General features: G+C 56.1%; 37 protein-coding genes. 20 read left to right on the top strand and 17 right to left on the bottom strand.

Annotated features, from left to right (window positions below; all coding sequences use genetic code 11):
- The first annotated feature begins 543 nt into the window (after nt 1-543).
- Nucleotides 544-2,130 (top strand): hypothetical protein, encoded by a 1,587-nt coding sequence (locus tag KY379_RS09555; RefSeq protein ID WP_084850968.1) that lies wholly within the window; start codon nt 544-546, stop codon nt 2,128-2,130.
- A gap of 292 nt (nt 2,131-2,422) precedes the next feature.
- Here the strand turns inward: KY379_RS09555 and KY379_RS09550 are convergent, their stop codons facing one another.
- From KY379_RS09550 to KY379_RS09530, 5 genes are all read right to left on the bottom strand, one after another.
- The gene (locus tag KY379_RS09550) at nt 2,423-2,818 is read right to left on the bottom strand and encodes a hypothetical protein (RefSeq protein WP_084850972.1); all 396 of its coding nucleotides are present in this window, start codon (nt 2,816-2,818) and stop codon (nt 2,423-2,425) included.
- 107 nt (nt 2,819-2,925) lie between these two features.
- On the bottom strand, nt 2,926-4,017 hold the full coding sequence (locus KY379_RS09545; RefSeq protein WP_084850973.1) for a hypothetical protein: 1,092 nt from the start codon (nt 4,015-4,017) through the stop codon (nt 2,926-2,928).
- 390 nt (nt 4,018-4,407) lie between these two features.
- On the bottom strand, nt 4,408-4,875 hold the full coding sequence (locus KY379_RS09540) for a hypothetical protein (RefSeq protein WP_084850975.1): 468 nt from the start codon (nt 4,873-4,875) through the stop codon (nt 4,408-4,410).
- Between the two features lie 622 nt (nt 4,876-5,497).
- On the bottom strand, nt 5,498-5,677 hold the full coding sequence (locus KY379_RS09535) for a zinc ribbon domain-containing protein (RefSeq protein WP_084850977.1): 180 nt from the start codon (nt 5,675-5,677) through the stop codon (nt 5,498-5,500).
- Between the two features lie 101 nt (nt 5,678-5,778).
- Nucleotides 5,779-6,081, bottom strand: coding sequence for a hypothetical protein (locus KY379_RS09530; protein WP_084859127.1), 303 nt, complete (start codon nt 6,079-6,081; stop codon nt 5,779-5,781).
- A gap of 505 nt (nt 6,082-6,586) precedes the next feature.
- Here KY379_RS09530 and KY379_RS09525 point away from each other — a divergent pair.
- On the top strand, nt 6,587-7,654 hold the full coding sequence (locus KY379_RS09525; protein WP_253249188.1) for an HNH endonuclease: 1,068 nt from the start codon (nt 6,587-6,589) through the stop codon (nt 7,652-7,654).
- A 178-nt stretch (nt 7,655-7,832) separates the two neighbouring features.
- A complete protein-coding gene (locus tag KY379_RS09520) occupies nt 7,833-8,075 on the top strand; it encodes a hypothetical protein (protein ID WP_139813900.1) in 243 nt (80 codons plus the stop codon).
- An 82-nt stretch (nt 8,076-8,157) separates the two neighbouring features.
- Here KY379_RS09520 and KY379_RS09515 read toward each other — a convergent pair whose 3' ends face one another.
- The 12 genes from KY379_RS09515 to KY379_RS09460 all read right to left on the bottom strand — a co-directional run bounded on the left by KY379_RS09515 (nt 8,158) and on the right by KY379_RS09460 (nt 14,080).
- Nucleotides 8,158-8,301: a hypothetical protein gene (locus KY379_RS09515; protein WP_158242108.1), complete on the bottom strand. Its 144-nt coding sequence runs from the start codon at nt 8,299-8,301 to the stop codon at nt 8,158-8,160.
- A gap of 307 nt (nt 8,302-8,608) precedes the next feature.
- The gene (locus tag KY379_RS09510; RefSeq protein WP_172402843.1) at nt 8,609-9,463 is read right to left on the bottom strand and encodes a hypothetical protein; all 855 of its coding nucleotides are present in this window, start codon (nt 9,461-9,463) and stop codon (nt 8,609-8,611) included.
- Nucleotides 9,463-9,900, bottom strand: a complete 438-nt coding sequence (locus KY379_RS09505; protein ID WP_084850981.1) for a hypothetical protein — start codon at nt 9,898-9,900, stop codon at nt 9,463-9,465. The genes KY379_RS09510 and KY379_RS09505 overlap by 1 nt, the downstream gene beginning before the upstream one ends.
- Nucleotides 9,901-9,907: 7 nt before the next feature.
- Nucleotides 9,908-10,141, bottom strand: coding sequence for a hypothetical protein (locus KY379_RS09500; RefSeq protein WP_176705117.1), 234 nt, complete (start codon nt 10,139-10,141; stop codon nt 9,908-9,910).
- A 20-nt stretch (nt 10,142-10,161) separates the two neighbouring features.
- On the bottom strand, nt 10,162-10,368 hold the full coding sequence (locus KY379_RS09495; protein WP_084850985.1) for a hypothetical protein: 207 nt from the start codon (nt 10,366-10,368) through the stop codon (nt 10,162-10,164).
- Between the two features lie 375 nt (nt 10,369-10,743).
- Entirely contained in the window at nt 10,744-11,235 is a 492-nt protein-coding gene (locus KY379_RS09490; RefSeq protein ID WP_176705115.1) for a hypothetical protein, read from the bottom strand.
- Nucleotides 11,236-11,263: 28 nt separating this feature from the next.
- Entirely contained in the window at nt 11,264-11,680 is a 417-nt protein-coding gene (locus KY379_RS09485; RefSeq protein WP_084850988.1) for a hypothetical protein, read from the bottom strand.
- 9 nt (nt 11,681-11,689) lie between these two features.
- The gene (locus KY379_RS09480; RefSeq protein ID WP_178082064.1) at nt 11,690-12,016 is read right to left on the bottom strand and encodes a hypothetical protein; all 327 of its coding nucleotides are present in this window, start codon (nt 12,014-12,016) and stop codon (nt 11,690-11,692) included.
- A gap of 629 nt (nt 12,017-12,645) precedes the next feature.
- Nucleotides 12,646-12,873 carry a hypothetical protein gene (locus KY379_RS09475; RefSeq protein WP_084850991.1) on the bottom strand — a complete coding sequence of 76 codons (228 nt, stop codon included), beginning with the start codon at nt 12,871-12,873 and terminating at the stop codon, nt 12,646-12,648.
- 271 nt (nt 12,874-13,144) lie between these two features.
- A complete protein-coding gene (locus tag KY379_RS09470; protein WP_084850992.1) occupies nt 13,145-13,378 on the bottom strand; it encodes a hypothetical protein in 234 nt (77 codons plus the stop codon).
- Complete coding sequence (locus KY379_RS09465) at nt 13,368-13,649, bottom strand: hypothetical protein (protein ID WP_261261831.1); 282 nt, start codon at nt 13,647-13,649, stop codon at nt 13,368-13,370. Before KY379_RS09465 ends, KY379_RS09470 begins: the two co-directional genes overlap by 11 nt.
- 197 nt (nt 13,650-13,846) lie before the next feature.
- Entirely contained in the window at nt 13,847-14,080 is a 234-nt protein-coding gene (locus KY379_RS09460; RefSeq protein WP_084850995.1) for a hypothetical protein, read from the bottom strand.
- Between KY379_RS09460 and KY379_RS09455 the strand changes: the two genes are divergently transcribed.
- From KY379_RS09455 to KY379_RS09375, 17 genes are all read left to right on the top strand, one after another.
- Nucleotides 14,067-14,765: a hypothetical protein gene (locus KY379_RS09455; protein WP_084859125.1), complete on the top strand. Its 699-nt coding sequence runs from the start codon at nt 14,067-14,069 to the stop codon at nt 14,763-14,765. The two genes, KY379_RS09460 and KY379_RS09455, sit on opposite strands and share 14 nt — an antisense overlap.
- Nucleotides 14,759-15,475, top strand: coding sequence for a hypothetical protein (locus KY379_RS09450; RefSeq protein WP_084850997.1), 717 nt, complete (start codon nt 14,759-14,761; stop codon nt 15,473-15,475). Before KY379_RS09455 ends, KY379_RS09450 begins: the two co-directional genes overlap by 7 nt.
- Nucleotides 15,472-15,699 carry a hypothetical protein gene (locus tag KY379_RS09445; protein WP_084851000.1) on the top strand — a complete coding sequence of 76 codons (228 nt, stop codon included), beginning with the start codon at nt 15,472-15,474 and terminating at the stop codon, nt 15,697-15,699. Before KY379_RS09450 ends, KY379_RS09445 begins: the two co-directional genes overlap by 4 nt.
- A gap of 394 nt (nt 15,700-16,093) precedes the next feature.
- A complete protein-coding gene (locus tag KY379_RS09440; RefSeq protein ID WP_084851001.1) occupies nt 16,094-16,834 on the top strand; it encodes a hypothetical protein in 741 nt (246 codons plus the stop codon).
- Between the two features lie 155 nt (nt 16,835-16,989).
- On the top strand, nt 16,990-17,505 hold the full coding sequence (locus tag KY379_RS09435) for a hypothetical protein (protein WP_224372732.1): 516 nt from the start codon (nt 16,990-16,992) through the stop codon (nt 17,503-17,505).
- 53 nt (nt 17,506-17,558) lie between these two features.
- Entirely contained in the window at nt 17,559-18,005 is a 447-nt protein-coding gene (locus KY379_RS09430) for a hypothetical protein (protein WP_084851003.1), read from the top strand.
- Nucleotides 18,002-18,376, top strand: coding sequence for a hypothetical protein (locus KY379_RS09425; RefSeq protein WP_084851004.1), 375 nt, complete (start codon nt 18,002-18,004; stop codon nt 18,374-18,376). The genes KY379_RS09430 and KY379_RS09425 overlap by 4 nt, the downstream gene beginning before the upstream one ends.
- Before the next feature lie 251 nt (nt 18,377-18,627).
- The gene (locus KY379_RS09420) at nt 18,628-19,032 is read left to right on the top strand and encodes a hypothetical protein (protein WP_084851006.1); all 405 of its coding nucleotides are present in this window, start codon (nt 18,628-18,630) and stop codon (nt 19,030-19,032) included.
- Between the two features lie 149 nt (nt 19,033-19,181).
- Nucleotides 19,182-19,700, top strand: a complete 519-nt coding sequence (locus tag KY379_RS09415; RefSeq protein WP_084851009.1) for a hypothetical protein — start codon at nt 19,182-19,184, stop codon at nt 19,698-19,700.
- The gene (locus KY379_RS09410; RefSeq protein WP_084851011.1) at nt 19,697-20,146 is read left to right on the top strand and encodes a hypothetical protein; all 450 of its coding nucleotides are present in this window, start codon (nt 19,697-19,699) and stop codon (nt 20,144-20,146) included. Before KY379_RS09415 ends, KY379_RS09410 begins: the two co-directional genes overlap by 4 nt.
- 73 nt (nt 20,147-20,219) lie before the next feature.
- Entirely contained in the window at nt 20,220-20,438 is a 219-nt protein-coding gene (locus KY379_RS09405) for a hypothetical protein (RefSeq protein WP_139813899.1), read from the top strand.
- A gap of 335 nt (nt 20,439-20,773) precedes the next feature.
- A complete protein-coding gene (locus tag KY379_RS09400; protein ID WP_084851014.1) occupies nt 20,774-21,019 on the top strand; it encodes a hypothetical protein in 246 nt (81 codons plus the stop codon).
- A 95-nt stretch (nt 21,020-21,114) separates the two neighbouring features.
- The gene (locus KY379_RS09395; RefSeq protein ID WP_084851015.1) at nt 21,115-21,762 is read left to right on the top strand and encodes a hypothetical protein; all 648 of its coding nucleotides are present in this window, start codon (nt 21,115-21,117) and stop codon (nt 21,760-21,762) included.
- Between the two features lie 94 nt (nt 21,763-21,856).
- Nucleotides 21,857-22,324, top strand: coding sequence for a phage protein NinX family protein (locus KY379_RS09390; protein ID WP_084851017.1), 468 nt, complete (start codon nt 21,857-21,859; stop codon nt 22,322-22,324).
- Between the two features lie 94 nt (nt 22,325-22,418).
- Nucleotides 22,419-22,955, top strand: a complete 537-nt coding sequence (locus tag KY379_RS09385; RefSeq protein WP_084851019.1) for a hypothetical protein — start codon at nt 22,419-22,421, stop codon at nt 22,953-22,955.
- Nucleotides 22,952-23,509 (top strand): hypothetical protein, encoded by a 558-nt coding sequence (locus KY379_RS09380; RefSeq protein WP_084851021.1) that lies wholly within the window; start codon nt 22,952-22,954, stop codon nt 23,507-23,509. The genes KY379_RS09385 and KY379_RS09380 overlap by 4 nt, the downstream gene beginning before the upstream one ends.
- A gap of 621 nt (nt 23,510-24,130) precedes the next feature.
- The gene (locus KY379_RS09375) at nt 24,131-25,192 is read left to right on the top strand and encodes a hypothetical protein (RefSeq protein ID WP_084851025.1); all 1,062 of its coding nucleotides are present in this window, start codon (nt 24,131-24,133) and stop codon (nt 25,190-25,192) included.
- Nucleotides 25,193-25,226: the final 34 nt, after the last annotated feature.

Here is a 25,226-nt window from a genome sequence, read left to right as displayed (position 1 = left end):
GTTATCACCTCAAGCCTGAACCTCGCGGCACGGCAGCGATACATGAGCCACCCTCTGCGTGGCTTAAAACTCGTAATTTGGGGAGTGAGCTTACTATCAACGGTGCTAAACCTCGCCCTTGAGGCCGGCCCCTATAGCCTGGTTTTAATTGGCTTGGTCGCTGCGGTGACGTCGGTGCAATACTTCGTCTGCAGGCGGCAGGCCAAGGCATACGACCAACTCGCTGAGGTGCTGGCCGAGTCAGTCGGGCCGCGCCCAACCTGAGAGTGAGGTAATTTTTGCAACGAGATGAAAATTCGCCAGCTTCTCCCTCTGCAGCTAGAGTAGTACCTGTAATCCCCTTCTGATGTAGCTGCACCCGAAGCCTCAGTCCCGCACTGGGGCTTCGTCGTTTCAGCGACATCCTCCGAGCCAGTCAACTCCGCTGGCACGGGTACATCTTCGCTCTTGATGGCCCTGATTCCGGCCCCCTGGTAGATCGGCTATTGTGAAAGTCGTACGGACAATAGCCGTACACACACCACTGCCAATTTAGGATCGGTCATGCTTGTCTACGCGAACCAGCTGTTCTTCTTGCCAACGAATACAGCTGATGAGTTGATTGGCACTTTCGCCAGATGGCTTGGCAAAAGGGTTCATGTTCCTATCGACCGTGAACGAATGTTAGAGGGCATCAGAGCGCTTCGCTTTCGAGACCAAAGCTTCCTGACGACGACATCCACGTTCGTGCTGGGAAAAAGTGAAAGCTATCCCTTCCTGTTCAATGCAACCTATTCCTATAGTGACAATGAGGTCATCGGCCGACGCTGGACAGTCGAAATGGGCCTACGGCAGCACCAAGCACAAGCTGAAATAGAATGCACAGTGATCCTGAAGACTGAAGAGCGTAGTGCGTGTGTACGAGAGCTAGTTGAGGTTTCTTGTCCAACCTTGATTGAATGGCTCGCTCAGAGGGCTCTAGTCAGCGGAACACCTGGTGCGAATTATCACCTGCTTACACCTGACACGGTCGGTACGTATCTCCAGTTGGTGACTGCAGCAGATCGTCGATTGCCAGTCGTTCTCATGAGTTGTGATAGGGATGGCGCATACTCGATGCCTATCGAGACCATCCAACCGCAGATCGTAGGTCTATGCGACATTTTCCTGGTACCGCAGGTGGTGAGTAGCTATCGACTCGAAAACCTTGTCGGCCGTGACCGTTATACATTCAACGGAGGAGTTAGGATCTTCTGGCCACCCCGGCCTACTGATGAACCTGGATCATGCACTGGGACGGTTTTGCTCCCACCGAGCTCCTCTTCCCCCGGGCATCCGCGCTACTCCGGATCTAACAACCAAATACTTGCGGCAATCACAGACCATTCGAATGTACCGTTGTCCCTGCGCCACATTTCACGTGAGAAAGTATCGGAGCAGATAGTCCGGTCGCGACTGCAGCATATCCAATCAGCGTCGGCTGATCTGCCGGATAACGATGCTGAACTGCAGGTCTATCAGGAGCTGTTAGGCTCAGTCGATGACGAACTGAGAGGCCGAAGCCAGGAAATCTCTACCCTCCGCGACGAGATCAACTCTCTCACTACAGAGAACGGCCGGCTGCTTTCACTCATGGCTGGGTATGGCCACTCGACACACGAGGCGAGCGTTGATGTAGATCTAGTACGTCTTCGGACGGCAGTCCTGGCACAACTCGGCAACACCTCGTCGCTGGTACAAAGCCTTGAATTTGTCCAAGGTCTATTCCCTGAGCGCGTCGACGTGCTGGATTCGGCATTCAAGTCCGCGCAGGAGTCTGACGATGCTCGCTTCAAATTCTGCCGCAAAGCTGGTGATCTCCTGCTGGTCCTTGTGACCAACTATTGGGAGGTGCTGGCCGGCGGGGGGCCAGATCAGACGGCAAAGGACTGTTTCGGTGCACAGGCATACAGTGCGAACGAATCGGGTTTATCGAGCCGCGGACGAGCTGAGCGCACATTCCTCTACAGAGGCGAGCCCGTATTCATGGACAAGCATCTGAAGATTGGCGGCAAGGATTCACTGGCGACCACGCTGCGCATTCACTTCGAATGGTTCAGTGGTGATAGGAAGATCGTGATAGGCCATTGTGGGCGGCACTTGAGATTCTAGTAGCCCGCTTGCCGGGGCTTAAGTGTGTTACGGGTACGTTATCTATGCGCCCCACCACGTAGTGATACCTCCAGCCTGGCGCAACAGGGCCGCCACATCTTCCTCCGTCGCGGGCTCATCTGCATTGACCGTCCAGGAGTACCCGTCAAAGTGCAACCAATGATCCCCCGCGGTCAAAGTCAACGGAAAAAATCTACCGTCAAGCATGTGGCACAGCAGCTGCTCCTTGGGGCTAAATATTGGCGGCGTTGGCTCGCCTGGACGAAGGCTGTAATTCATACCTGTTTCCTTGCTACTTCGACAGGCCGGCTTTCATTGCCAGCGCATCGCTTAGAGCCTGAAGCTTCTCAAGCTGGCTGGGGTCACCCTTCGGATCGAAATAGCTTAAAGGTTCACCTTCGGGGCGCTCATTGAGAGCATCCGAAGCGGGGTTCCTAGGCAAGTAGTTCGCACCGAGAACTGGGCCTTTCAGTGCTGCATTGGTGATGGCGTCTGTTACTTGCGGAGCAATAACCTTCTGACCATCAGCAAGCACGGCCTCGCCTGTCGCTGCCAACGCGGTGACGGCAGCGTGCACAGGTCGTTTGAGGGCCTGTCGGGGAAGGAAGCGTAGATGCCGTATTTTCATTTCGGCAGCAGCTACTTGGCCGTGAATCGCAGATGCCAAGCGGTCCTTCGGTAGAAACATTCTCAAAGCTTCAATCAGTCAGGTATGACACGAGATGGCCCATTCTACCCGCAAAGCCCGGTTTTCAGGCCGGGAATTGGGTGTGCCTAATGAGATTCGCTTGCTGCCTACTCGGACTTGCTACCAATCAACCCAATTGACCATCCGCTGGGGTTACCGATGCCGTTCACCGTGTACTTCTGGAAGAACTCTGCGCTGGACTCGCACTGGGTCTGCACCATAAAAAAGCGAATCGTACATTCAGAGCCTTTGTCCTGAAACTCCGGCCCCGGCTCATTAATGTCCTGTAGAGCAATTGCTGCGTTAAACAACTTGTCGAACGAGTCAAGCGATCTGTTCAGGAGCAGATCGTGCCAAGTCCCCTTGTGATGAATCTGGCCAGCGTAGGTGAACCGCTTTCCCCCAATTTCCTTTTGCTGCAAATGTCCCCAGCAGAGGAGAAGTGTATCCCCCCCTGTGATCGCTTCTGCGCTTTCCAGCATCACTCGACGGACTTCATCTGCCATCCGGTCATGATGATCTAGTGGCGTGTAAGCGAGGCTGGTCAGGAAGACCGGCACCATTTCTGCCTCTGATATTTCAGAGCCGCACGGCATGAAGAACGATGGAGTACCATATTCATAATTTTCGTCATAGCTATCCTCGATCAGATCGAAGCCCTGATCGCTGTAGAAGTCCCAGAAAACCCAAGGCTCAACCGGACGAGAAATGCGCATACGTTCGGTTATGTTGTCCAAGTTGACGCCTTCGAGGCCTGGCGCACCACTGAGAAAATCCTTGAGCATTGCGTCTGTTACCCGGGGATCATCAAAGCCTGGCATATAGAGATTCAGATCGTCTTCTTCGGACGGAGAGTGTACGGTACTCCGGTCGATGGCAATGGGCCTGGGTAATTTTGAGCTGGAAGGACTGAGGTTCGCGGCCAGATGGACGGCCATCAATGGGTTGAGTGCAAAAACATCAACCATTACATCAATGTAGCTATCCCGTCGAGCCATCAACTCGGCTACTTCAAGTTGCTCGTCTGGAGCACTAGGCTTCCTACTCCCTATCGCGCTGGTAACTGCATCCCACGTACGGAAACCGCAGAGGTTTGCATACATGGCAGCGGCCTCTGCGCGCTCGATGCCCAAGCTCTTGCCGCAGGCCTCGACCCATAGGCGAGCCAATTTGTGATCACTTGCGATGAATTGCGTCATGCCGGGGCCTCATTGCTCAACTCAAGTAGTTCGGTGCCCGCGACTCGTAAGGCTGGGCATCCGGCCATCAGTGTGGCGCGCCATCCTCGGCTTGGCACCACGCGGTTTTGTCAGTTAAGCGCACGATTTCGCCGCCGCAAGTCTGCTCGATCCTGGGGATCGGAAATCGCATCCTTCCCTACGTCTTCGGCCCCGGTTATTAGGCCGGGGCTTGGGTGCCGCGCGAGATTTCCTTAACTATTGGCATCTAGGTCAGGGTTAGTTCGAATCAACTGCGCTACCTGGCGCTTGGCTTCTCTCAAGGTGGCCACTGCCCAGACAGCCCTGTAATGCCAGTGCATGATGATTCGAGTGTCGAATCCTTGAATCTTGCTGTCCAGGGCAGCCCCCTTACCAGAGGGTGCGAGGAATATTCTGGTAAAGCCACTTATTGGCTTCGCCGACACTACTTTTCTTCCACCGCTGCTCATATTCATTTTGGACTCTTTGATACTCATCCCAACAATCCAGCGGTGTCTGAGTATCCAGGTAAGCCAGCCACTCGGCACGGCGTCTCGCGCTCAACGTACACCACCAGTTCACGGCGGCCTCTGGCGTTTCATCGTGGCGGCGTTTGGATTCTATCGGGTGAAATTCACTCAACAAATCCTCGCGCTTGTTAACGTGCGTATGCTTGAGCTCGTTGCGCAGCCAGTTCTCCACATCAGCACTGAGCTTGTGCGTGCGCTGGCAGGCATCAATGAAACCAATCACGCGCTGGGCGGCCTCACCGGCTTCCCACAGCGTGCGCAGCGGGCCGATCTGGTCGTGCATGTACTTCATGCAGGCAGCACGTATATCACTCTCGGTCATGGTCATCTTAGAAGCCTCCGCAGCAGCATCTGTAGCATGAGCCCGAACTCGGTGTACCGGCAACTCGGGTTAAGGCTCTAGCTTACGTCGCCGTCCAGCTCTCTGTAGAGCCAGATTCAGTGCCGGACGTGTCCACCCTGGCCCAGCTCGAGCTACACGCTTCACAGTGCGTGTATCGTTGAGCGCAAACTGGGCGGCTTCCAGCAGTTCAACGAGCAATCCATTGTCTAGCTGGGCGAGTGTGTTTTTGATGTGGTTCATGATTTCCCTAGAGTCCGGTTCCGCCCCCGAGGCTGCTCACCTTCAGAATCTACATAGCTAGTAAGGGTGATTAGCCCCCGAGAATTGGTGACCGCAGCCGCAACGGTAATTGCGCTTTGTGCCTGCAATGGGCCCAGCCAAGCCGCCACATTTACGGCAAGACACAGAGTGGTTTCGAAATTCATTCTGCGCTTGCGCTCGTTTTGCTGGACCGCCCGAAAGTACGTCCACGACTTCTATACCTTTCTTAACTACGTCCCAAAATCCCATTGGTAATCCTCGATTAACGCTTAGTCAGTAAGCAGCCTCGGAGGGCTGCCGATGCCCAGCGCAAGGGCTGGGCTTGGGCATACCTTGTCGTTTTCCGTTATTCGGGTTCGTTGGTGGTCATCTCAACACCGCCATCCCACTCGGCCTGGACTCCGGCACCGCACGACGCACAGGCCGTCGTCACCTTGGTCGCAGATTCCGCCAGGTGCAACTGGCCGGCATGCCCGCAAGCCTCGCAGCGGTAGACGTACAGGACTATTGAGGTGGTCGTATCCATGGTCACGCTTTCCTGCATGTCAGTATTTGTTATTTCAATGCATCAAGATGACGTCTTGTACCACCATCGGGCATTCCCTGAAAATCTGGATCAGGTGTGACTTAGGAGTCCTCATCAATTGGGTACAGCCGCAGGGAGCAATCCCGAAAGTCACCAGAAAATCCATAGAGATCTTCTTCAGTCAACGCTCCTGCAATATGGAGCCCCATCAGCAGACGCCACATTTGCGATACAGGCGCGGCCTGCTCTTGCATTGCGGGATCTAGTAACAGCTTACCGATTTCTATCAGAGCGCCATCCAACTTGAGCGCAGTAGAAGCAGGAAGCGGACGGACAGTAGCAATGATGTCGATAAGGAGTTGCTCGACTCTTGCAGCGATTTCACTTCGAACAGCAGATGTCATGGTTAGATATTCCTTCATTTTCCCAGATGCCAATAATGTTGCGCGGCTAATAGGTGCAGTGATGGGGCTCTCTGTCAGGATTGGTGACGAATCGCGGCCGATCCTGAGAGAGTGGGCAGCGGGCCTCCTGAATAGCTTACAGGCCCGAGGGCCGTGTGTTATGGGAAAATTCTATAGGCACTCGCAACTCTTGCAGGCAAAGCTTGGGCCATTCGCATTGGTTACTATCAACCATCGCACGTATTAATCTTGCATGTGCGATAGAGGCCTTGCCAATCGCATTTACTTCAATACTGACAATGGACGATCCATGAACAGAAAGGCCCGGCCTAAGCGCCAGCCCAAACCTTTTGCGAATGCGCCTCGAGGGCAGCTTGGTCGTTGGCGTGGGTACCGGGCCTGGGCCGAGTATTTGAGCGAGTTCACTCGCTATGCCCAAGAGCCAGAGGATTGTCCGAACCACTTTTGGCCAGTAGTCAGGACCATGGAGCGGGACAGAGCAGTATTGGCCTACCCGCTGGGGGATGCACATCTCCAGAACCTGGTGGATGTTAAGCGCCCGATCGCAGGTCCGCCGTTGCTCGAGGCGCCGCGGCATCTGTATGCCCTTGAAGTAGGTGATCTGGCAGATTTCACGACCGACGACGTCCTCTTGGCCTGGTCATTTCGGGACCAGTGTTGCGGATCGATCGAAGTCGCCTCAGAGCTGTATGCCCTATACCGGGTTTTGAATGGCGATGATGAAATCTATGCCGGCCCGGCCGCGTACATGGTCGACCCGGCAGTGCTGGCTATGTTCGCGGTACCGGGCATCGAAGAGCAGGCCGTTCAGGGAAGCAGCTCAACTCCAAGCGCGGGGAATGAGCGGGAGATTCTACCTGGCGACGGGGATACTCAGGATCAGCCAGCGGGCCTCACCCTGGCTGACGTTCGCACTCTTACAGCAGAGCCGCTAAGGGCAGCCTGGGCCAACCGGCCAGAAAGCTTCGCGTCGCTGGAGGCAGCCGCCGAGACCCTGGCCATCTTGCGCTCCCTGAACTCTGCTGACCCTATGAAGCCCACCTTCCACTCCATGATGGACCATGACCTGGTCCAGGATCTATTGGACACCCTCCCGCTCGAGCTATCCCAGGCAGCTCCAGCGCCGGCAGTGGAGCTTGAATACTTACGTGCAGATCAGCGTCAGGTTCGCTCTCAGGCAACGGTCGTACGGCCCCGACAAGGAAACTTCCGGGCATCTCTCCTGCAGCGGTATGGCGGGGCATGCTGCATCACCGGCTGCAAAGTCGACACCCTCCTCGAGGCTGCGCACATTATCCCCTACCGCGGCGATCAGACCGATGATGCAAGCAATGGGCTTCTGCTGCGTGTGGACCTGCACCGCCTATTCGATGCACACCTGGTCACCATCAATCCGGGGACATTCACTGTTGAGGTGGCCAGCGCCATCCAGGACGCTGAGTACAGGGCGTATCACGGCAAGACCCTGTTCACGTTCAGTCCCAAGCCTCGGGTTCTATTCCTCGAAACCCATTACGCTGCCTTCGTAAAAGCGGCGCGCGCGAACCAATAGAGAATTGTTCCTAGGGCATGAACCGACATATTCACTGGGCAAATTGTCTGAACAGCTGAACTACGGCCCGCCCGGCTTGCAAAGATTCGCCACGGCTTTATCGGGCCGTGTGGGGTTTTGGCACAGCCGGCCTGGGGTGATGATTGACGTCATCGAAATCACAACCAGGTACAGAGTCATGACCACTAGCGCCACTGCAAACCTGCTCAACACCCAAACAGAAGTCACTGATGCTGATCAGTCCTCGCTGATGTCAGCCACTCAGAAGCAGGCCATCGCTGAGCTGCGAGACAGAGGATTTGCTGTAGTAGTCTTCAGCCCCGAAGAGCTGGGCTGCGTGAGCCGGGATCGGCTGGAGAGTCGCTTGGTAGCGGATGGGAACGAACACATCGAAGATATCACCGAGTTGGAAAACAACTAGTTCAAGGTCTTCCGCCGAAAGCACCACCGGGCAGCGGCCTTCCAGACTCGCTCAAGGTAGCCATAGAAGTGGCTAACCTGGCTCAAAAGAACTCAAGAACCCTCACTGAGACTTCCAAACCACCGTCGATCAATCCAACGGGAAACACGGTGAGTCGACTGCGGTAGCCTGCGAAATAGCGAACCATGTTCAGGTTGCGGTCCACAGCCAGAGGCTTGTCGCCCATCAGGTCGTGTATTCCAGCTGCCATCTACTGGACTGAAAGACAGGGCTCGATCCGTACGACACGCCCCCGACCTGCAGGAGAAAGGGACTCAATAACAACCTGGCCAGCCATCAGAACCAGGTTGTGCTTTCTACCATCGAGACATGCGCAGCGACCTCGAGGAGGATTTGTTCACCAAGACCGGGAGGGAGGTCTCAACGATCCGCCAACATTTTCCCAGATAGCGCCTGTATTCTGTTTGGCATCGAGTCTCCATGCAGGGTAATTTGTTTGCGGTGTGTGATAGGGCCACAAAGGTAAAGCGAGGTCAGTACGGGAATCTCGAAGTGAAGCCAATGGACTGTTGAGGCCCTTTATAATCCCGCAGGTATGCGTCGAACCTCTCAATCATTTGGGTGAACACGTGGAGCGCGGCGGCTGTTGGATCAGGGAATACTAACTCCCCCCCATCATCCCGCGTATGGTACAGGTCGACCACGTTGTCATCCCTGAGGCGTATGCCGGGCAGGTCTGAGAGGACGGCTGCCAAGCGCACAATTTCGTCCTGCCACTGATGAAGATCAGGGGTGAATACCCAGTGAGGATGGTGAGCATTCCACCTTCTAGCCGCATAGAGACCGGCACGGCTACGGATCTTGAAGGTAACTTCGTTATCCAGACATACGCGCGCCCCATATCGGGAATCCGCTCGGACGTAGAACAGTGCTTTCCTATACCCCTCAAAGATTGGCCAGGTCTCGTTCAGGAATTGCACAGCATTATGATGATCGCGGGACAGGTCGCTCCCGACGTTAAGCGCAAACCTCCGAGTCCTACCCCCCTCTTGGTGCGCCTCGATCGCAAGATACTTCCATTCGTCGAGCATCTGAGCTGGAAACAGCTCTGCGCTGTTGTCGACCATCCTGTGGCATACCGCACACAACCAGATCCCATTGTCGTAGCCGTGCCGATCCATACCTTCAGGCAAGTCCCGGTACCTAGCTGCACCAGGCTTTGCCCCACAAATGTGCGCCGCGTCGCCGGTCAGGCGATCCTTCCGCCTCGAACGGTCGAATACAGCAGTCTGGACCCCACAGAAGGGAGCAGAGCAATACCCTCCAACGTCACGGCGCAAGTCTTCCTTCACGCGTGGGTGGAATCCTTCTTCACCGACATTACTCATCATTCAATCCTGCCCGGCTCAGACTTCAGCCATTGTTGTAATTCGAGGAAGCCTACCCTTCCAAGCCCTGGAACTGTCGACCGCTGCCCCTCAGACACAAACTGCTCCCTTTGGCTGACCGAAGGTCGATCGGTGATCTCGCCGGACCGTACTGCCTCCAATACCTGTTCCCGGCTGACATAACCGCCCTCCACCAAACGGTTAGCAGTCTGACTGCTCAGCCCGGTGTGCCAGTAGGTCACCGGGTTGGCCAAGCACTCCCCCTTGCGGTTCATCTGGCCCGCCCGACTCGGACTTACACCGAGCGCCTGGGCAAGCTCACTGAGTGTCCGACCCTTCGCATATTCGGTATGAACCCACAGGTAACGCTCCTCTGGTGAAGCGAACGCAGGGGGAACCTTTGTGGTTGGACTGCCATTCATTTCCTGTGTCGACATCGCGCAATCACCTGACAGCTGTGTGCGACTTGAAGGAGCAGAACGCCGCAATACTTGCGCCGACAATCGCAACAGCTGTTTCGGTAGAGCTGAAGGTGTCCGAGCCCCATATGAAGCGATACGCCATGCCCATTGTCACGATTCCAAAAATGAGAGCGAAAAGGTCGTACCCTGGAATGGAAGTAACCGGCCCGCCTTGTACCAGCCAATCTTTGAAGGTTTGACTACCCTGGTGACGCATGTTTACACCTCCCAGCACTATCATTTGATCCGGCCTGATTGGATGCCGGCGAAGAGATCGTGCCGGTACTGGTCAGTCTCGATGACCTCAGATTCTCCAAAGCGACGCAGTTCCCACAGCCCCACCCCATCTGCCCTGGAGAGGGTGAACGTAGCGATGCCGCCGCAGCGCACCTCGATTGTCCCATCTGGTTGCTCATGGTCGCTCCAGGGCAGCATCATAGCCATGTAGTGTACTCGTTCGGTTCGTTGGGATCGGTGCTCAATAGCGCTTCATGCCAAGGTCAGCCCGCAAAGGCTGCTAGCCCTATGAGAAATTGGCGGCCGCGTATGCCGCCTGAATGGGGTTCTTGCGAAGGCGCCAGCGGTGGCCGCACTTTGTGCACTCGCCATCGACGTCCCCGGTTGCCTGAGGGTTGACGCCTGCGACACGATCAACCAGAAGACCATCGCGAAGCTCGTAAACATCGCTGACGATGAAAAACTCGTTCAGGTTGATATCACGCCCACCGCACGCTGGGCACCGGCAGAGAATCGGAGTTCCTTTATCCATGATCAGCCCTACCCTTCGTTCACTTTCGGTACCGTCGACCTGGTGGACGATCAGTTCTTGATGATGGTCTCTTGCACGTCTTGAATCGTTTTGGCGCTCAACTGCGGGGCTCGGCTCGATTCGTCGACCATGATCTTTTTGCCTGTGCCGGCGCTGCAGGGCAATTGCTCGACGGAGGCACTGCCGGCGGTGTCAGCTGGGAGGATGCTGTCCAGAAGAATGGAGCAGCTCGCCACCTGGTAAAGCAAGCGGTCGCGAAGAGCGTAATCTTTCGAGCGCTCTGCCGTGTCCGCCGCAGCCTGGTAGAGAGCGCCAGCGCGCACCAAGTTGCGCTGTCTGTGCTGTGGTTTCCACCAATCGGAATCAAATGGCCAGGACTTGGGCTGCGGACTGCTGTCATCACCTGCATTCCGATAGCTCAGCGCGGCAAGCTCCAGGCTTTCTGCACCCAACTCATCGTCATTCTTAGCCGTCCAACCTTCAGTTTCGATCTGGCGCTGGCGCTCAGCAGCGATCAGTTGGATACCGGTCATGTTACTCATCGTACTTCTCCAAGCTCGGATGGGGGGATCAGCCGCGGGCTCGTACACGGGCGGCATCAACACTGCGCTCTTGCACGTCATGGGACGGGCGTTGACGCCCCTGCCAAAGCTTGCCAGCAATCAAACCAACGATTCCGCCGAAGATCCCCTGGATGCCTACAGCTAACCAATGTGCTTTAGTCTCAGCGCTTACAAAACCGATTATGAGAGCACAGGACATCAGGGAGAAAACAACTGCGACGCCGATCGACACTTCGAACGAGACAAAGTCAAATTGTTCGCCCTCTTTTGGCCTCTTAAAAGTAGCCGACATAAGGACGATCATTAGAGCAGCTGTCAAACTAATAGCGATCTGCAGATAACTGCACATCAACCACACAACAACGAAACCAATCACCACAATCAAAGCCACAACCAAATACTTTAAAAATTTCAAGAGATTCATACCCTCAATTCAAATAGTGCATTCGGATATGGAGTCATCCGAAAGAGTTTTGAAGCCCGGTTCCTCACAGTCAACCTGGAAGAGCTCGAACGCATGATCAAGATCACCGCTCACCTGTGCAGAGATAAATTCATCCTCTCGGTAGATAGCGGCGGCCAGCCTATGGTTGCCATCCAGCACAGGCCAGCTTGGACCGCCGAACCCGAGACCAGGGCAGCCCACATCGAGTTGGATCGGTTCACTGGCCGGGTTCAGAACCAGATAGGCGATACGTGCCGGGTGATCATCGCCACCGGGTAGTGCGGCTAGGCGCTGGGTTTGGAGCGCGATTCGCACGTCTCCCATCCTAACTGGCCCTCCCCATGGCGATTCATTGCCATACGGATTGCAATGGCCTTTCAAACGAGGTACCGGAATGTTTACTGGCATCGTCGTTGGCGTCCTATGCGCTCTTTAATTCTCAGATGGTTCTTTAAACCCTTTCAACTCGCCAACCCTCCTGGCGATAAGGGCCACATCAATAGGCTCAAGTTTCGAGCTTGGCACACTACAGATTTTCCAAACCTGTGCCTTTGTCCGCGGCCCGTAAGCAGCTTCAATAGCGTTTAGTTTGGCCTCTCCCTGCGGTGACCAGTAGGTGAGAAACATACCGAGACACACAACCGTGAACATAAACAAAGTTGAGGAAAACTCAGCCTCGCAAAAGACGGCGCTACCGAAGAGTGCGACTGTCAATGGGCGATCAAGCTGAGTAGACAGCTTTGGAGCCGTCCGCAAGAAAACCTGGGTGAATATGCGCTTGTCTATGAAGCACGATATTGCGTCTGTGATTAGCTTACGGCTCATTAGACTTACCAGGATTCAAAGCGTCGATTGTGCGCAGTGGCTGTGCCTGCGGCTCGGACTGGGTAAGGGCACAAGGCCGTGCATCCACAAATGGTTAGAAGCATGGCCATGGCCGGGGCCTACTTCGCCGCGGCGCTCTCCAGTGCGAAGCGGATGACCATGCGCTCAGCTTCCTGATACTCGTCGCCTTCCGATGCCATTGGCACGCACAGTTTCGCAAGCTCGTGCAGCTTACAGTCCTTAGCCAGAACCGCGTTCTTGCGCCAGGCCAGGACATCGGCCGCCAAAGCCGGTAAGTTCGATTCAGTAAAGCCGCGGGCGGCAAGTCGATGTACTTGAGCAGACATGTCGGGCACTCCTTGGGTTGTGGACGTTGGCCTTGAGGTTGAGCGCATCTTCCTCGCCATTAGCGCGTGCCAGAAGCCCGCACCGTTGATTTCTGATCGTGATCCCAGCCGCCCCTTGAGCCTCGGTCGACCGATACCCTCAGGCTTAATCGACAGTGCTAGGTGCCGAGGTTGGGATGCAAATTCTATCTCGGGGATTGTCGCACTCTTTTTTCGGAGACCAAACCAAGAGGGTGGGGTCAAAATTCAAATCCAAAGCTCAGCTCTGGTCTCACTGATCGCATTGCGGCAGGACTTCAAAATCCCTGACCTGGACCAACAGGTATGTTCCTGGCAGATCACCGAAGAAGGCGCCAGAAACGCGTTGCCCAGCGGCCGGAACAGTCACCGACAGCACTTGCTGCTCCACCTCTTCGGGTCCGCTTTTGCCGTCCTCGTCCAGACGGACAGCTTGAACCATGGAGCGGTATCGGTAGTAGCTGGGGATGCTGAGTTCAGTTGTCATGAGGGACTTTCCCATTACTTGAGGTAGCGTCGGCACCGCCATCCATCAGAGCCGCCAGCTTTTGGAATCCCGCGCGTGCGCCCGGCCGGATCACATCATAAAGCTGACCCTTTATTTCCGCCTCCGGACCTGAGGGATCGAATGTGTGACCTGACTGCCAGCGGCTAAAACCGGCAAGCGCCTTTTCGCAGGTCGACTCAGCGGTACCCAGTGCACTTGCCAGGGCTTCGATCAGATCTGCAGCGGCCTGCCGTTCACGCAGGAGATCCATTCTGCTAGGTCCACAGTCTTCACTGGGGGCGAGCCGGAGCTTGCCCACCAATTGGTCAATTTCAGCCTTCTGAGGTGTCATATTGATTCCTAACCAGATCGTGCAGCTTAAGTGGCGACACGATTGAGATCGTCAGAGGGGATACCTTCGGGAACTGGACCGACTAGGCAACCCTCCAGCTCTGGCCCGCGAAGACTTCAGCCGCGGGCTGGTAATTGCTGGTCAGTCTTAGGCGACCAGCCCACGCACACCAGAGATCGCTTCAGCGGTTCAGGCGGCAAAGCAGCCTGAGCACCGCACTTGGCATCAATGTCGGCCTGGCGTTGCGCTTCGGCCTGAGAGGCGTGTTGCTGCCAACCATAACCAGCGACCAGGATCGCTGCGGACAAAGCCAAGACATGCAATGGGCGAAGGTGGATGACGATTTTCATTGGTGGCGACTCTCCAATTTGGTCCAGACCTCTGGACGTTGGCCTGGATGTTGAGCGTATCGTCCACGCCTTTAGCGTGTGCCAGAATCACATCGACCTCAAAACATCCACTGGTTGGCCATTAGCTGATTTCGTTCAGGTCTCGACCCTGCCGCTCCCACTCGGCCACACGGTCAGCGCCGTGCTCCCGAATCAGAGCCTGGCGGCGGCGCTGGTACAAAACGCCTTCGTATTCCTCGCGGGTCAGGACCAGATCTGGACCCAATTCAACAAGGAGCTCATTGACCGAGGAGCCCCATGTGAGCGGGCAGGAGTTAGGAGACTCCTCGCCTACGTGGCGCACAATGGATTCGCCAACTTCGTGAATGGTCTACTCCCCGAGGATTTCTCGGATTTCGTAGACTGCGTTGCGCTTGAAAAAATTAGCGCCCTTCATAGCAGCACCGACAATCAAGCCGTCATCTTCGTCACATCCACGAAATACAAAACGACCAACTCTCATTTCCAGACCTCCGTAGTGATGTCGAGCTTATGTTCAGTCCTTGTTACGCGTACCAGAAGCCCCATGCGCATCTTTTCCGCCCGGCGTTCGGCATTAGAACACATGGCTCTGGCAGAGGGTTCTGGCACAAACAAATCTCCAACATCCTGGATTTCTACTCACATAGGAGATCCACCATGCTAGTGACTGTTCGCTTCAGCTACATCGCAGATGTCATCCCGCCCCGCTGCCGCAACCCACGACCAGTTCGCTTTGACGATGGCGTTGAGGTGGTCACTCTTCGAGAGATCGAAGCCTTGGCAGCACCTGTGGCCATCATCAGCACAAAAGCGGATGAGCCTGTCCCTGTGCGGATAGAGTACCGATGGTTTGAGGGTCAGCTATGGACCAGCTGCAGCGTGTTTGCCTGCCAACGTCAGGCGCAAACTTCTGGTGGGACCGACTTCGAATACTCAAGTCCCGGTACCGAGCTTTCACTGATCACCGACAGCGCCACTTTGTCCGATCACCGCCTGGGTATTTATGTGTCCTCGAGCGTGGGACAAGAGGCCATCGGTCAGTACCTGCAGCACTGGGCACGAGGCTTGATCTTTATCGATGGGCAGCTTTATCGCCCGGCCGGCGAGCCCCGCTATGTGGTGATGACCTTCGGCCTCAGCAACAACCACGGCGGGACTTCGGTGCTGTGCACGGATTACTCGAATTCCAACATCAAGGAGGACGCGTACTTTTCGTTGTACCAGCTTGCGCAAGCGCAGCAGTATGCAGGCCGGATTGCAGCTGCGCGCGGCGACACGAGATCATTCCGTAGTGATCCTGGACTCAGCTTCCAAGTCTTGATCCCGGAGGCAGTTCAGATCGATAACCGGATCGACCTCCAGGTGGCAGCATGAGCGCGCCTGCAGCGAGTCTGGCGAAGGTCGCCAAACCAATCACTGATCATACCTACATCGACCATCCAAATGGCTTCGCATGCCCATGGTGCGCCTCGGGCAACATCACCTTTTCGGGGACCAACCTCACCTTTCACGGCGACTCCATCGGCCAGGCGACCTCATGTGACGACTGCGGGCGCGAGTGGGAGACCATTTACACGCTGACGGGATATAGCAGCTAGATTCTCCAGTCGTTCCCAAGCCCGGCATGCTCCGGGCTTTTCTTTGCCTGCCTGCTGGGCATTTGTTTCCAGAGACAGGTGATGAATCATAGCCCCGGCACATCATTGCACCATCAGATCATGCCGGTTTCAAAAAAATTAACAGACCGGAGAAGATAAGCACCCAGATACTCACGGTCATTACAATTTCACACGCATTGTTCATGTCTATCTGGCCCTTAAAAGGTTCTCGGCTTACAAGCCTGGCATGTAGGCAAACATGGTATCGGTTGCCTTGCTTGCCGCGCCAGTGAAAATCCCCCTCCCAAAACGCATGCACAAAATTCAGTGATTCTGGCACGCTTTCAACTGAGCCAGCATATGCCCGACTATTCAGTGGCATAAAGGGCCCGAAATGACGAACTCCCCCAGCAACCCTCTCGATACCCTGCACTTCACCAGGTTCTCTCTCGTGCGCTGCATTCGCATCGCCAGCGAGGGCGGCACGTACTGCCTGCCAGTTGATCCACGGCAGAATCTGGAAACCTTGATGGAGTTCGATTCCCTGGACCAAGCAGGCGCAGACACCAACCGCTTTACGCTGCTTGAAACTGCCCACCGAGGAACCGCCTACGCAGTGGTTGATCTGGAGGATGGTGAGTTGGAATCTCTGGTAGACATGGCGAATCCGGGCGACGAGGCATCCAGCCATTCACTGGGTGTGTACAACGGCATCGTATGGGCAATTTATGGATACCTATCCGAGAACCCGAGCGCCGGGATCCAACTCATCGTCGACGAGGATATGACCCATGCGGCTAATGTGCATGCCGCCTTCGAGGTAATGCAGAAGGCCCACATGGCCAGCAGCGTCAAGCGCCCTCCTGCTCCAGCGCCAGTCCCTGTAAGAGTGGTTGTTGCACACGATGGTGGCCGACTGCTGCATGTGACCGGCGATGCACCAATTGATGTGGTAATGGCTGATTTCTCCTCAGACGCCGCAGAGCGGTCGAATGGCCATGTTTGCATGAAGGGCGAGCCGGTGGGACTGCAGCGAGGGTCGTTCCCCTTTACGGGTGAGTCTGGCGCGATCGTCGGCCATTTCTTCCAACAGATTGATGCACGCTCTGATGAGCACTTGGCTAACGATGGCTGACGCCACGAGTTTGTGAGGGGCAGGACTGGGCCCCCAGTCCTCCCGCCTCGACTATTGTAGAGCCATCACTAGAATCAACAATTTTGCGTGCCGATGCTTCTGCCACGCGCCCCTCAACCTCATGATTCACTCCATCACGAGATCGGAGCAGCATCATGACGCAAGCCTACACCACCCTCCCCAACCTGGTACCCGCAGAACTGCTTAAGGCAGCTATCGACCAACTCAATAAATGGAATCGCAATCCCGTGACGCGGCTCAGCTGGGTCAACTGGCGGCAGGGCTATCAGATCAAGATGGGCTGGTACGACGGCGCCGCACTGAACTGTTACCTCGACTTCAAGAAGAACAGCGCCGGCCGGGACGCTGTGCTCAAGCACCTGTTCAACCTGCATGCAGGACCTGGCAAGAAGCCCAGCGTTATCAATGGCCACGGCTGGACCAAGCTGTGCCATGAATTCAGCACCGGTGAGTTCCTGAGCGTGAACGAGGTAGCCGAGGTAGCTAAAAGCCTGGGATGTGAGTTCACTGTCATCTACGTCCAAACGTGCGTGTCCGCCCGGCCAGTCTTCGAGGTGATGGGAATACCACTGGTCCCAGGCGAAATGGGGAAAGAGTGGATTGATGGTGAGTTCGTCCCGTACTCCTGCCCCTCCGGGATGAACCTCTAAACAGCATTCCTGCGACGCCGTGCCTGAGCTGGATCAATGAAAAGGACACCGACATGACTGCCACCCCCACCCACTTCAAATACCACTGCCGGATTTGCCATAGCGATCGGCTGCAAGCAATTGTCGTCGACGCCCCGCCTGAGACACCTATACCGGTCTGCTGCGGGGGTTCTCGAGATATGGCTTACATGGGCGTGCACGCGCAGAGCGAGGAAGGCCAGGCCGGTACCGCCTGTGACGATCGTGAACAAGGCAGTTTCGGGCCTAACTCCAAGGCAATCTGGACAAGCACCGCGGCGGCGAGCAAGGGTCCTGTTGAAGTCCTTATCTTGGGACCGGCCGACGAGAGCACCTATGATCGGCATGACGTCGGGCCTATGTACGACATCCAGCTCCCAGACGGTTCAGAGGAATGCGCCTTCGAGGATGAGCTGGTGACCGACAGCAGCGCCCTGAAGTTCGGTACCGAAGCTATCGCCCCAGAAAAGGTGCAGCCATGAAGGCCCGGATCGAAAAGAAGCTGAGCAAGCGCTTGAAAGAGATCGCCCCCTCCCAGTTTGATGAAATGTGGCTTGATTGGTTCGAGCCAAGCGAATTGGCCTATTCGCAGAACACACGGGTGAGGCACGTTTGGAGTGTGGGTGGCGGCAATGAAATCCGTACTGTTTGGGAAGAGTGGAAGAAAAATTGGTGTTGGCAGGGCCCATTTGAGGCCTATCCCGAAGGTCACAAGCTGGAAGGCTTTCCTAACACTGATGGTTTCCGTGCTACGACCATCAACTTGTTGAAGCTCGCGGCCGAATGCGAGCGTCTCGGCACAAAGAGCTCGCTTGAAAGGCTTCGCGCCCTGGCAGGTGCTTCAAACCGCTAGCTGAGCCGCTCAACTCATGAGGGCTCGCTAGATCGTGATGTTGCTACAAGCGCCAGCCTACAAACCGATTTCCGCCAGATTCTGTATCCAATCAATGTCCGGGGGAGGATCTGAACAGAGATCCATCACCGGGCGTGGTGATCTCGCCACTCTCATAACAAAGCAATTGCCCCGGGGCGGGATTCTGCCACGGCTGAATCGCAGTGAAGATAAGGCCCATGAATCGCGGCACTTCGCACTGAGGAACTCTAATGAGCGCTTACACCCCTGACTACCGCCCTGAAATCGGGCAGACCCTCTTCATGTCATTCATGCACGAGGCACCTTTTCTCGCCACGGTGAACGGTTTTCATCGTGATCCCCGCATGCCCCAGGAACAGATCGAGTTCACGACCGCCAAGCTCAACAAGGCGCGCTCGTCGAGCATCGGCTTTTACCGGTTCTATCCGAATGCCCCGATCGACAGCAAATACTGCTACAGCGTTGTTGTGAGTACAGGGAATGACCGGGAGCACTTCGAAACCGTGGAAGGGTATTTTTTGGACCCTCAGAGCGCGTTCGATTTCAAGGCTCGCCTTGAATCTGGCGAAGCCAAATCCCGGTGCGAGTTCTACGTTAAGGGTGACCCGTTTCGAGTTGAGGTAGAGCTGCTCTGATCACGGGCCTCTGCTGAACAGAGCCCCATACATCGGGCAGGCTCGCCGCGCTGGCGAGCGCAGCAAACCGCTAGCCCCGCCAGCTCACTCAACACTGGCGACGACTTACCGACAGCGTCTTGACGCTGGATTCATGAAGGGTATGAGCTGTGATAGAAGAAGACATCATCAAGCTTTCAGCCAAGGCCATGGGCTTCCAACTAGAATACCGCCGCAGCAGCGACGCCTATTACTACGATGACCCTGAGACGGGCCGAGAGGTTTGGCTGCCAATGCAGGACGATCGGCAGGTAGTTCTCATAATTGCCAAACTCAAGGTCGACATAACCTCGCTGGGCGGACTTGCCCGGGCAACGGTATACGTGCCGTGGGTCGGTTTCAAACAGTGCGAGACTCCGCACGCAGACGAACCTGGCGCGCGTCGGGACGCCCTCCGCCTGGCGGTGGCCACGGTTGCAGCAAAATATGGCGACGGGATGTTGGACGGCGATACAGACGAGCGTGTTTTAGGGCATCTTCTCCAGACTGAGGGATCGACCGCACATGACATGCGCGCCGTCGTTCGAGCGTCTCGGGAGGAGATCAGCGAGGCCTGCCAGCGTCTGAAACGAAAAGGTCTGGTGATGAACACGGGGCCGTACTGGAAAGCAGTTGGAGACACAAAGTGAAAGCATGCGAGAAACACAAGGCCGAGCCTGTACGCGGTTACAGCGAATGCCCTGGGTGCGAAGTCGAGAGCCTGCGGGCGGAGATCACCAAGCTGAAAGCCGAGAATGAGTCACTTCAGGAGAAGGCTGAGCTTTATGTACAAGTTCAGCGTGCGGCGGGTCAGCTTCCTGCAGGATGGTTGATCCGTGTTGCAGTGGAGCACGGAGGGGGCGGAGTCGAAGTCATTGACGATGCTGGTAACGATGTTGAATTCGTGGGCGCGGGCGGTATGAGCGAAGATGTTTCTGATGCCCTTGAGCTCGCGATCTCCTTGGGCAATAAGACCGAAGATGTTCCTGACGCACTAGAGCTCGCGATCTCCTCGAACAAGACAAAGGCCGGCCGGCCTGACTACAACGAACTCGACGACGACCGCGATGAGGAGGTTTTCGAGGAGCAACGCTGATCCGGCTCATCAAGCGCCCTGGGTTACAATCCCGCCCAGGGCCATCTTGCCCGGCCACCTCGGTTTAGGGCCAATGGCATACTTCGTCATCATCTACCGCATCAAGGGCTACAGCCCTGCCGATGCATCCAACCCAGATCCTTACTGGGGGAAGATAATCTACACCGCCAACGGAGCCTCAGCGGGGACGGAAGACATCGAAGTCGTCCGCAGACTAGCATCGTCTGCAGAGTGGACGCCTGAAGGCTACGAACTGCTATCGGTCACAGACAATGACGCCGCGGCATGCTGATCGCTTCAGCTGCAGTGACGATGACTGAAGCTCGCCGGCCGCACCATCCAGTACACTAGAGCGCTCGAAATCCATGTCCCAGGACCAATACCCAAATGGCTGCAAATCGTAAGACTTTCTCTATCTATGCAATCGGCCTTGGGGTAGCTGCCGTCTCTTACGGTGCTTACACCCTCTGTGCTGCACCGGCCGACCAGATCGGATTGTTTGGGATTCCCGAGTCCGCCTGGGCTGGGTCATCAATAGCACTTGGGCTGGTTCTGGTGATCATGAATGTCCTGCACAGGCGCTAGTCGTTAACCGGGTCTCAATCCTACACCTACGGAAACCATCCCATGGAAGTCAGCGCGAAGCTCCCGGTAGGGACACCCGTTCAGTTTACTAGCGAGTGGCTCGCCCGCATCGCCCCCGCAGAGGCCAAGCGGTTCGCCAACCGCAAGGGGATCATCAACGGTTACAGGGGACAGTTCGGAACTGGAGTTCCTGAGCCAATCGTCCTATTCCCGAAGAGCGGCCGGCGGTCGGAAGTGAAGTTGTTTGAGGTGCCTTGGAGCCGGCTTGAACTCCTCCCCGAGGACTGACCATTTACCACCGGCTCACCATGGAAAAATGGTTCTGCCACACCTGATCCGCCTTGAAGATGGCTCCACTGTCCACGCAGACCGGAGCCTCAAACATGAACGAAGCATTCCAAGAAGCCCTCGCCGTTCGCCTTCGCTGGGTTGATGTCGTAGCCTTTGAGCGGACCGCCGGCTGTGAAGACCTTTCCCTGAAGGCGCTTAAGGATGCATTCGAGGCAGTGCAGTCGCTGGCCTTGAGTGATGTCTTGCGCTACCGACACTACGGGGCCCAGCCTCCCATGATCCTTCAGGATGTGCCTGAGTTGGCTCTACAGTACACCCTGGCGTATGAGGTCTATACGGACCATTACTTCCAGAATGCTCAGGGTGAGTGGAACAGCACGAACTGGGCCTGCGAAGCGCTCCACAACTCTCCCTCTCTTATCCCCTACTGCGAATGGCTGGCAGGGGTAACGATCAACCTAAGCCAGCTGATGCAGGTCCCAGCCTTGGAAGTAGCAGAGGCTACAAGCGGTCAGACCAGGACCCTGTTCATCGCCTGGAGCAATGGGCTTCCTGCAGCACAGGCTGCGGCAGAGGTACACCAAGAGCATGTGTTGCACCTTGAGGAAACCAGGCTCTGGGAGGACCAAGAAGCCTACCGCCGGCACTTCGAAGACATCGCGGACACGTACGCGTTTATTGAGGCTGACTTGTGGGCTGGCTGGCGCGAGGACTGTCAGGAATTGGATATGGCCGCCTGATTAAGGCAGATCCACAAAAAATGCTAAGCGGGCTTCTGGCACGTGGAATAGCCCGGCAGGATGACCACACTTAAAGAATATGCTTGGAGCAAACATGCACACTCAGCACGAATCCACCGCTTCCCCAGTCGCTCTCCTAACCGGTTTTGTCCCGTTCGATATCAACCAGCTCGATGGCCCTGCGCTTGACTGGGCAGTCGCCCAGGCAGCCGGGATCCCCGTTAAGATCCTGCCTGCGGTTGCCAAAGATGTGGTCCGGGCGCACTGGGTAACTCCGCATGGCTTCGGATCGTTCCGCCCGAGCAGCGACTGGTCTGATGCAGGCCCTCTGCTGCGCGAGTTCCAAGTTGCGCTCTACCCAGAAGCCCATGATGGCCGTGAGGGTACGGAAATGTCCGAACGCTGGGTAGCAAATGTCTATTACGAGGGCGGCCTCCAGTACACAACCGAGCCTTGCCGTAACGAGCTGATCGCTCTGTGCCGTGCCATTGTGGTGACCAAGTTCGGTGAAACCGTAAACGTGCCACCCGAGCTGGGGCTTGAGGACAAACTCGCAGCCTAATTCCACAACCTGTTGGCCGGGAGTCGGACCAGCGTTTGGCATGCACTCCCGCCCACCGCTAGCAAGCAACGACACAACGCAGCCAGGAGGCCGCATGACCGAACAACATCAAGCACCCGACCACATGCTGGCGATCCCGTGTTCGCTAGCGGTCTCGCTGGCTGATGACATTGGCACTTCGATGATCGAAGCACGCTCCAAACTGCGCCAGCTCATCAATAGCCAGGTTGAGGAAACCAAGGGCCAGCCTTTGGGCTATTTGATCGAGTGCGAATATGTGCAGTCGAAGTCACAGTCGCGATCTGACGCAGGTGAAATCCACTGGATTGACAATTGGAAACCTTGGCGAGGGTTTTGCGACAAAGCTACAGACCGCCCTCGCAACTGCGCTGGAGAGCGAGGGATTCGCAATCTACAGGTGACAGCGCTCCGTGGTTACGCCGAACCTGCAGAGGTTCAGGAAATGCGTACAGAACTTGCCGAATCGAAAGACAAGTCTGAGCGCCAGCAAGCACGGCTGACCGAGCTCGAGGCCCTTCTGAAGCGCGCTCTGGAATCCACTCCCAAAGAGTTGCGGTACGATATCGAGGATGCGCTGTCTGCCACCGCCGGCCAGGGAGAGAAGGTATGAGCGACGACGTGCAAGCAGTTTGCATCCCACGCTACGTTGGACAAGTCCCTTTAACGGGGCGCTTCTACGCCGCCGAATGCATCCGCTGCGGCTGGATCGGCAGCTCACAAGCACTGACCGATGACTGCCAGTGTACGCGGGAGGTTGATGGCCGCTATTGTCTCGGTGATACCGATGAAGTCGGGGCCGGCCGCCTGCTCGGAATTATCCAGGCCCTGGCCGCGGCGCGTGACCAGGTTCAGCGCCAGCCGACGATCTACCAGGTACGCATGAAGCACAAATCCGACGCTGAATGGCGGGAATGGGGTGAATGTTCCAAGGAGGTTTACGACGACTTCTATGGCCATCCCGAGTCCAACAAGTTCGGCCTCATGCGCGAAGTCCGAGCACTGTACGCCGATGAAGGTTGGAGCGAGGTAGAGCGACTCCGTACTGAGGTTGAGAAGCTGACAATCTCTCACGAAGCCGCTAACGCAATGCCGAAAAGGCTGCAGGACGAGAACGACACACTACGAGAGCAGTTGGTCAACCAAGCCGCTGCAGACCGGCAGTAGTCCGCTTCAAAGCCGAGATTGGCTCACGAAATCCTGGGATTGCCATGTGGAATGATCGGCCATTCAGGTGCTGATTACCGAAAAACGCACCGATGACCTGCCTGGCGCAACGCCAGGCAGGTAGGGTATTCAGCACATCACTTGCCTTCCGTCGACATGACACGGGCAATTGCACTTTTCCACTTCCGCGACCTGCTGCACATTCCAGCCCTGCCCTTTCAGGGCCGCAAACAGTTCGTTCAAGCGGCGATGATCGATCTCCTCACTCGGGGATTTGAACTTCAAGCTCTCTGCGCCGCAGCACCCAAACATTAACATCCCTCCGAGAATAGTCAGGCCGGATAGCCCACCGTGGCCGAGGTGATCGGCCCCGCTGATTATACTGCTGGGGCCAGCCAGCAGTAGTCCAACGTGTGGCTTCAGCACATCGAATCACCATGTTTGGGGACCAGCCGCTGCATTTCCCTCAGATCACCAGTCGCTCACCTTCAGAGCCTAATTGAAGATTTAAAGCCTGCGCCCTGGACAGAAGAAACCTTCAACGTGGAGGTTCTGGCACGCGCACATCGGTTTGAAACTAAGCCCATCGAACACACCTTCCTCAGTTCCAGGAGAAACCACATGGGCTCAACAGTATCCACCGCCAAGCTGGTAGGGGCTTTTCAAGGCAACGACGGGCAACTCTGCTACGCACTGTTCGAGCAGACGTATTCCAAGAATTGCCACCCTCATACCCCGGTTTGGAATGCCATGCAGGTAGGCGACCTTGCCGCTACCATAAAGGCAATTTTCTCTTATGGATCGTCGTGTGAGGGCGGCATGCTGCAGGGTGCCGGCGGGCGGCCGATTACCCCTGAAGGGTACATTGCCAGCTGGCTTAAGGAACTTGAGAACCCGGTACGAATGCACGATCGGGATATCGAGTTGAAGGTATCTGATACCTACCAAGCCCCAATCGCCAACGGTGACTTTGAGCGGGTCAAAACCGTACTCAACGATCTAGGAAGGCATGACATCGTGACATCGCTTGAAGCTGGCGAGTCAGTCACTGTCACCCTTCACAAAGACCACGCACTTTTGGGGGCGATTTATGACGGCCGCAATGCTGGACTGTGGCGCGTCATGCCCGCGTACGATGTTCCAGTACACGGCCTACGGGATGCTACCCTCGGATACAAACCACAAAAAGCTAAGGGTTATCAGATAGACGTCCCTCAGGTCATGAAAATTCATGAAGCTGACTGCAGCCTTCTGATGCCCGATGAGGAAGGAAACTGGCGCTGCGCTGGGTGGGCTTACAGCATCGTTGGAGAGTTCGTGAGGACGCTTTGGGAAGCAGAGCTGCGCGAACCTGGCAGCTACCGTTCAAGGGTGAAAGCGTACCGGGCCGCCATCGATAATGCTGTCAGCATGCCGAAGGACGCCAAAGTCATTGTAGACACGACCGTCAAACTGCTCTCCTACGAGCAGACCAGCGTTGATGAGGCTGTTCAGAAGTTTACCCACCAGGCCGTAGGACAAGAATTGCACTTGGTCGTGCCTGAAGACCGTGACCAACTGTACTACCTCACTCGCCTGCCACCGTCTTGTGCTAAATGGGTCATCACCGAGCGATCGGCCCAAGCCCATACGAACCAGAATGGTGACATGGCAACCATGACTCAGTTGAGTCTGCTGGGTTGAGTTGTCCAGCTAGTCGCCCTGGACATTCCTAACC

The organism is Pseudomonas sp. HD6422 (assembly GCF_025377065.1).
Classification (GTDB): domain Bacteria; phylum Pseudomonadota; class Gammaproteobacteria; order Pseudomonadales; family Pseudomonadaceae; genus Aquipseudomonas; species Aquipseudomonas putida_U.
This window is presented reverse-complemented; position numbering and strand designations above follow the sequence as displayed.

Bases quoted from the DNA above. Each gene is read 5' to 3' on its own strand.
- KY379_RS09555 (WP_084850968.1), top strand. From the start codon at position 544: ATGCTTGTCTACGCGAACCAGCTGTTCTTCTTGCCAACGAATACAGCT.
- KY379_RS09550 (WP_084850972.1), bottom strand. From the start codon at position 2,818: ATGTTTCTACCGAAGGACCGCTTGGCATCTGCGATTCACGGCCAAGTA.
- KY379_RS09545 (WP_084850973.1), bottom strand. From the start codon at position 4,017: ATGACGCAATTCATCGCAAGTGATCACAAATTGGCTCGCCTATGGGTC.
- KY379_RS09540 (WP_084850975.1), bottom strand. From the start codon at position 4,875: ATGACCATGACCGAGAGTGATATACGTGCTGCCTGCATGAAGTACATG.
- KY379_RS09535 (WP_084850977.1), bottom strand. From the start codon at position 5,677: ATGGATACGACCACCTCAATAGTCCTGTACGTCTACCGCTGCGAGGCT.
- KY379_RS09530 (WP_084859127.1), bottom strand. From the start codon at position 6,081: ATGACATCTGCTGTTCGAAGTGAAATCGCTGCAAGAGTCGAGCAACTC.
- KY379_RS09520 (WP_139813900.1), top strand. From the start codon at position 7,833: ATGACCACTAGCGCCACTGCAAACCTGCTCAACACCCAAACAGAAGTC.
- KY379_RS09515 (WP_158242108.1), bottom strand. From the start codon at position 8,301: ATGGGCGACAAGCCTCTGGCTGTGGACCGCAACCTGAACATGGTTCGC.
- KY379_RS09510 (WP_172402843.1), bottom strand. From the start codon at position 9,463: ATGAGTAATGTCGGTGAAGAAGGATTCCACCCACGCGTGAAGGAAGAC.
- KY379_RS09505 (WP_084850981.1), bottom strand. From the start codon at position 9,900: ATGTCGACACAGGAAATGAATGGCAGTCCAACCACAAAGGTTCCCCCT.
- KY379_RS09500 (WP_176705117.1), bottom strand. From the start codon at position 10,141: ATGCGTCACCAGGGTAGTCAAACCTTCAAAGATTGGCTGGTACAAGGC.
- KY379_RS09495 (WP_084850985.1), bottom strand. From the start codon at position 10,368: ATGGCTATGATGCTGCCCTGGAGCGACCATGAGCAACCAGATGGGACA.
- KY379_RS09490 (WP_176705115.1), bottom strand. From the start codon at position 11,235: ATGAGTAACATGACCGGTATCCAACTGATCGCTGCTGAGCGCCAGCGC.
- KY379_RS09485 (WP_084850988.1), bottom strand. From the start codon at position 11,680: ATGAATCTCTTGAAATTTTTAAAGTATTTGGTTGTGGCTTTGATTGTG.
- KY379_RS09475 (WP_084850991.1), bottom strand. From the start codon at position 12,873: ATGTCTGCTCAAGTACATCGACTTGCCGCCCGCGGCTTTACTGAATCG.
- KY379_RS09470 (WP_084850992.1), bottom strand. From the start codon at position 13,378: ATGACAACTGAACTCAGCATCCCCAGCTACTACCGATACCGCTCCATG.
- KY379_RS09465 (WP_261261831.1), bottom strand. From the start codon at position 13,649: ATGGATCTCCTGCGTGAACGGCAGGCCGCTGCAGATCTGATCGAAGCC.
- KY379_RS09455 (WP_084859125.1), top strand. From the start codon at position 14,067: ATGACGATTTTCATTGGTGGCGACTCTCCAATTTGGTCCAGACCTCTG.
- KY379_RS09460 (WP_084850995.1), bottom strand. From the start codon at position 14,080: ATGAAAATCGTCATCCACCTTCGCCCATTGCATGTCTTGGCTTTGTCC.
- KY379_RS09450 (WP_084850997.1), top strand. From the start codon at position 14,759: ATGCTAGTGACTGTTCGCTTCAGCTACATCGCAGATGTCATCCCGCCC.
- KY379_RS09445 (WP_084851000.1), top strand. From the start codon at position 15,472: ATGAGCGCGCCTGCAGCGAGTCTGGCGAAGGTCGCCAAACCAATCACT.
- KY379_RS09440 (WP_084851001.1), top strand. From the start codon at position 16,094: ATGACGAACTCCCCCAGCAACCCTCTCGATACCCTGCACTTCACCAGG.
- KY379_RS09435 (WP_224372732.1), top strand. From the start codon at position 16,990: ATGACGCAAGCCTACACCACCCTCCCCAACCTGGTACCCGCAGAACTG.
- KY379_RS09430 (WP_084851003.1), top strand. From the start codon at position 17,559: ATGACTGCCACCCCCACCCACTTCAAATACCACTGCCGGATTTGCCAT.
- KY379_RS09425 (WP_084851004.1), top strand. From the start codon at position 18,002: ATGAAGGCCCGGATCGAAAAGAAGCTGAGCAAGCGCTTGAAAGAGATC.
- KY379_RS09420 (WP_084851006.1), top strand. From the start codon at position 18,628: ATGAGCGCTTACACCCCTGACTACCGCCCTGAAATCGGGCAGACCCTC.
- KY379_RS09405 (WP_139813899.1), top strand. From the start codon at position 20,220: ATGGCATACTTCGTCATCATCTACCGCATCAAGGGCTACAGCCCTGCC.
- KY379_RS09400 (WP_084851014.1), top strand. From the start codon at position 20,774: ATGGAAGTCAGCGCGAAGCTCCCGGTAGGGACACCCGTTCAGTTTACT.
- KY379_RS09395 (WP_084851015.1), top strand. From the start codon at position 21,115: ATGAACGAAGCATTCCAAGAAGCCCTCGCCGTTCGCCTTCGCTGGGTT.
- KY379_RS09390 (WP_084851017.1), top strand. From the start codon at position 21,857: ATGCACACTCAGCACGAATCCACCGCTTCCCCAGTCGCTCTCCTAACC.
- KY379_RS09385 (WP_084851019.1), top strand. From the start codon at position 22,419: ATGACCGAACAACATCAAGCACCCGACCACATGCTGGCGATCCCGTGT.
- KY379_RS09380 (WP_084851021.1), top strand. From the start codon at position 22,952: ATGAGCGACGACGTGCAAGCAGTTTGCATCCCACGCTACGTTGGACAA.
- KY379_RS09375 (WP_084851025.1), top strand. From the start codon at position 24,131: ATGGGCTCAACAGTATCCACCGCCAAGCTGGTAGGGGCTTTTCAAGGC.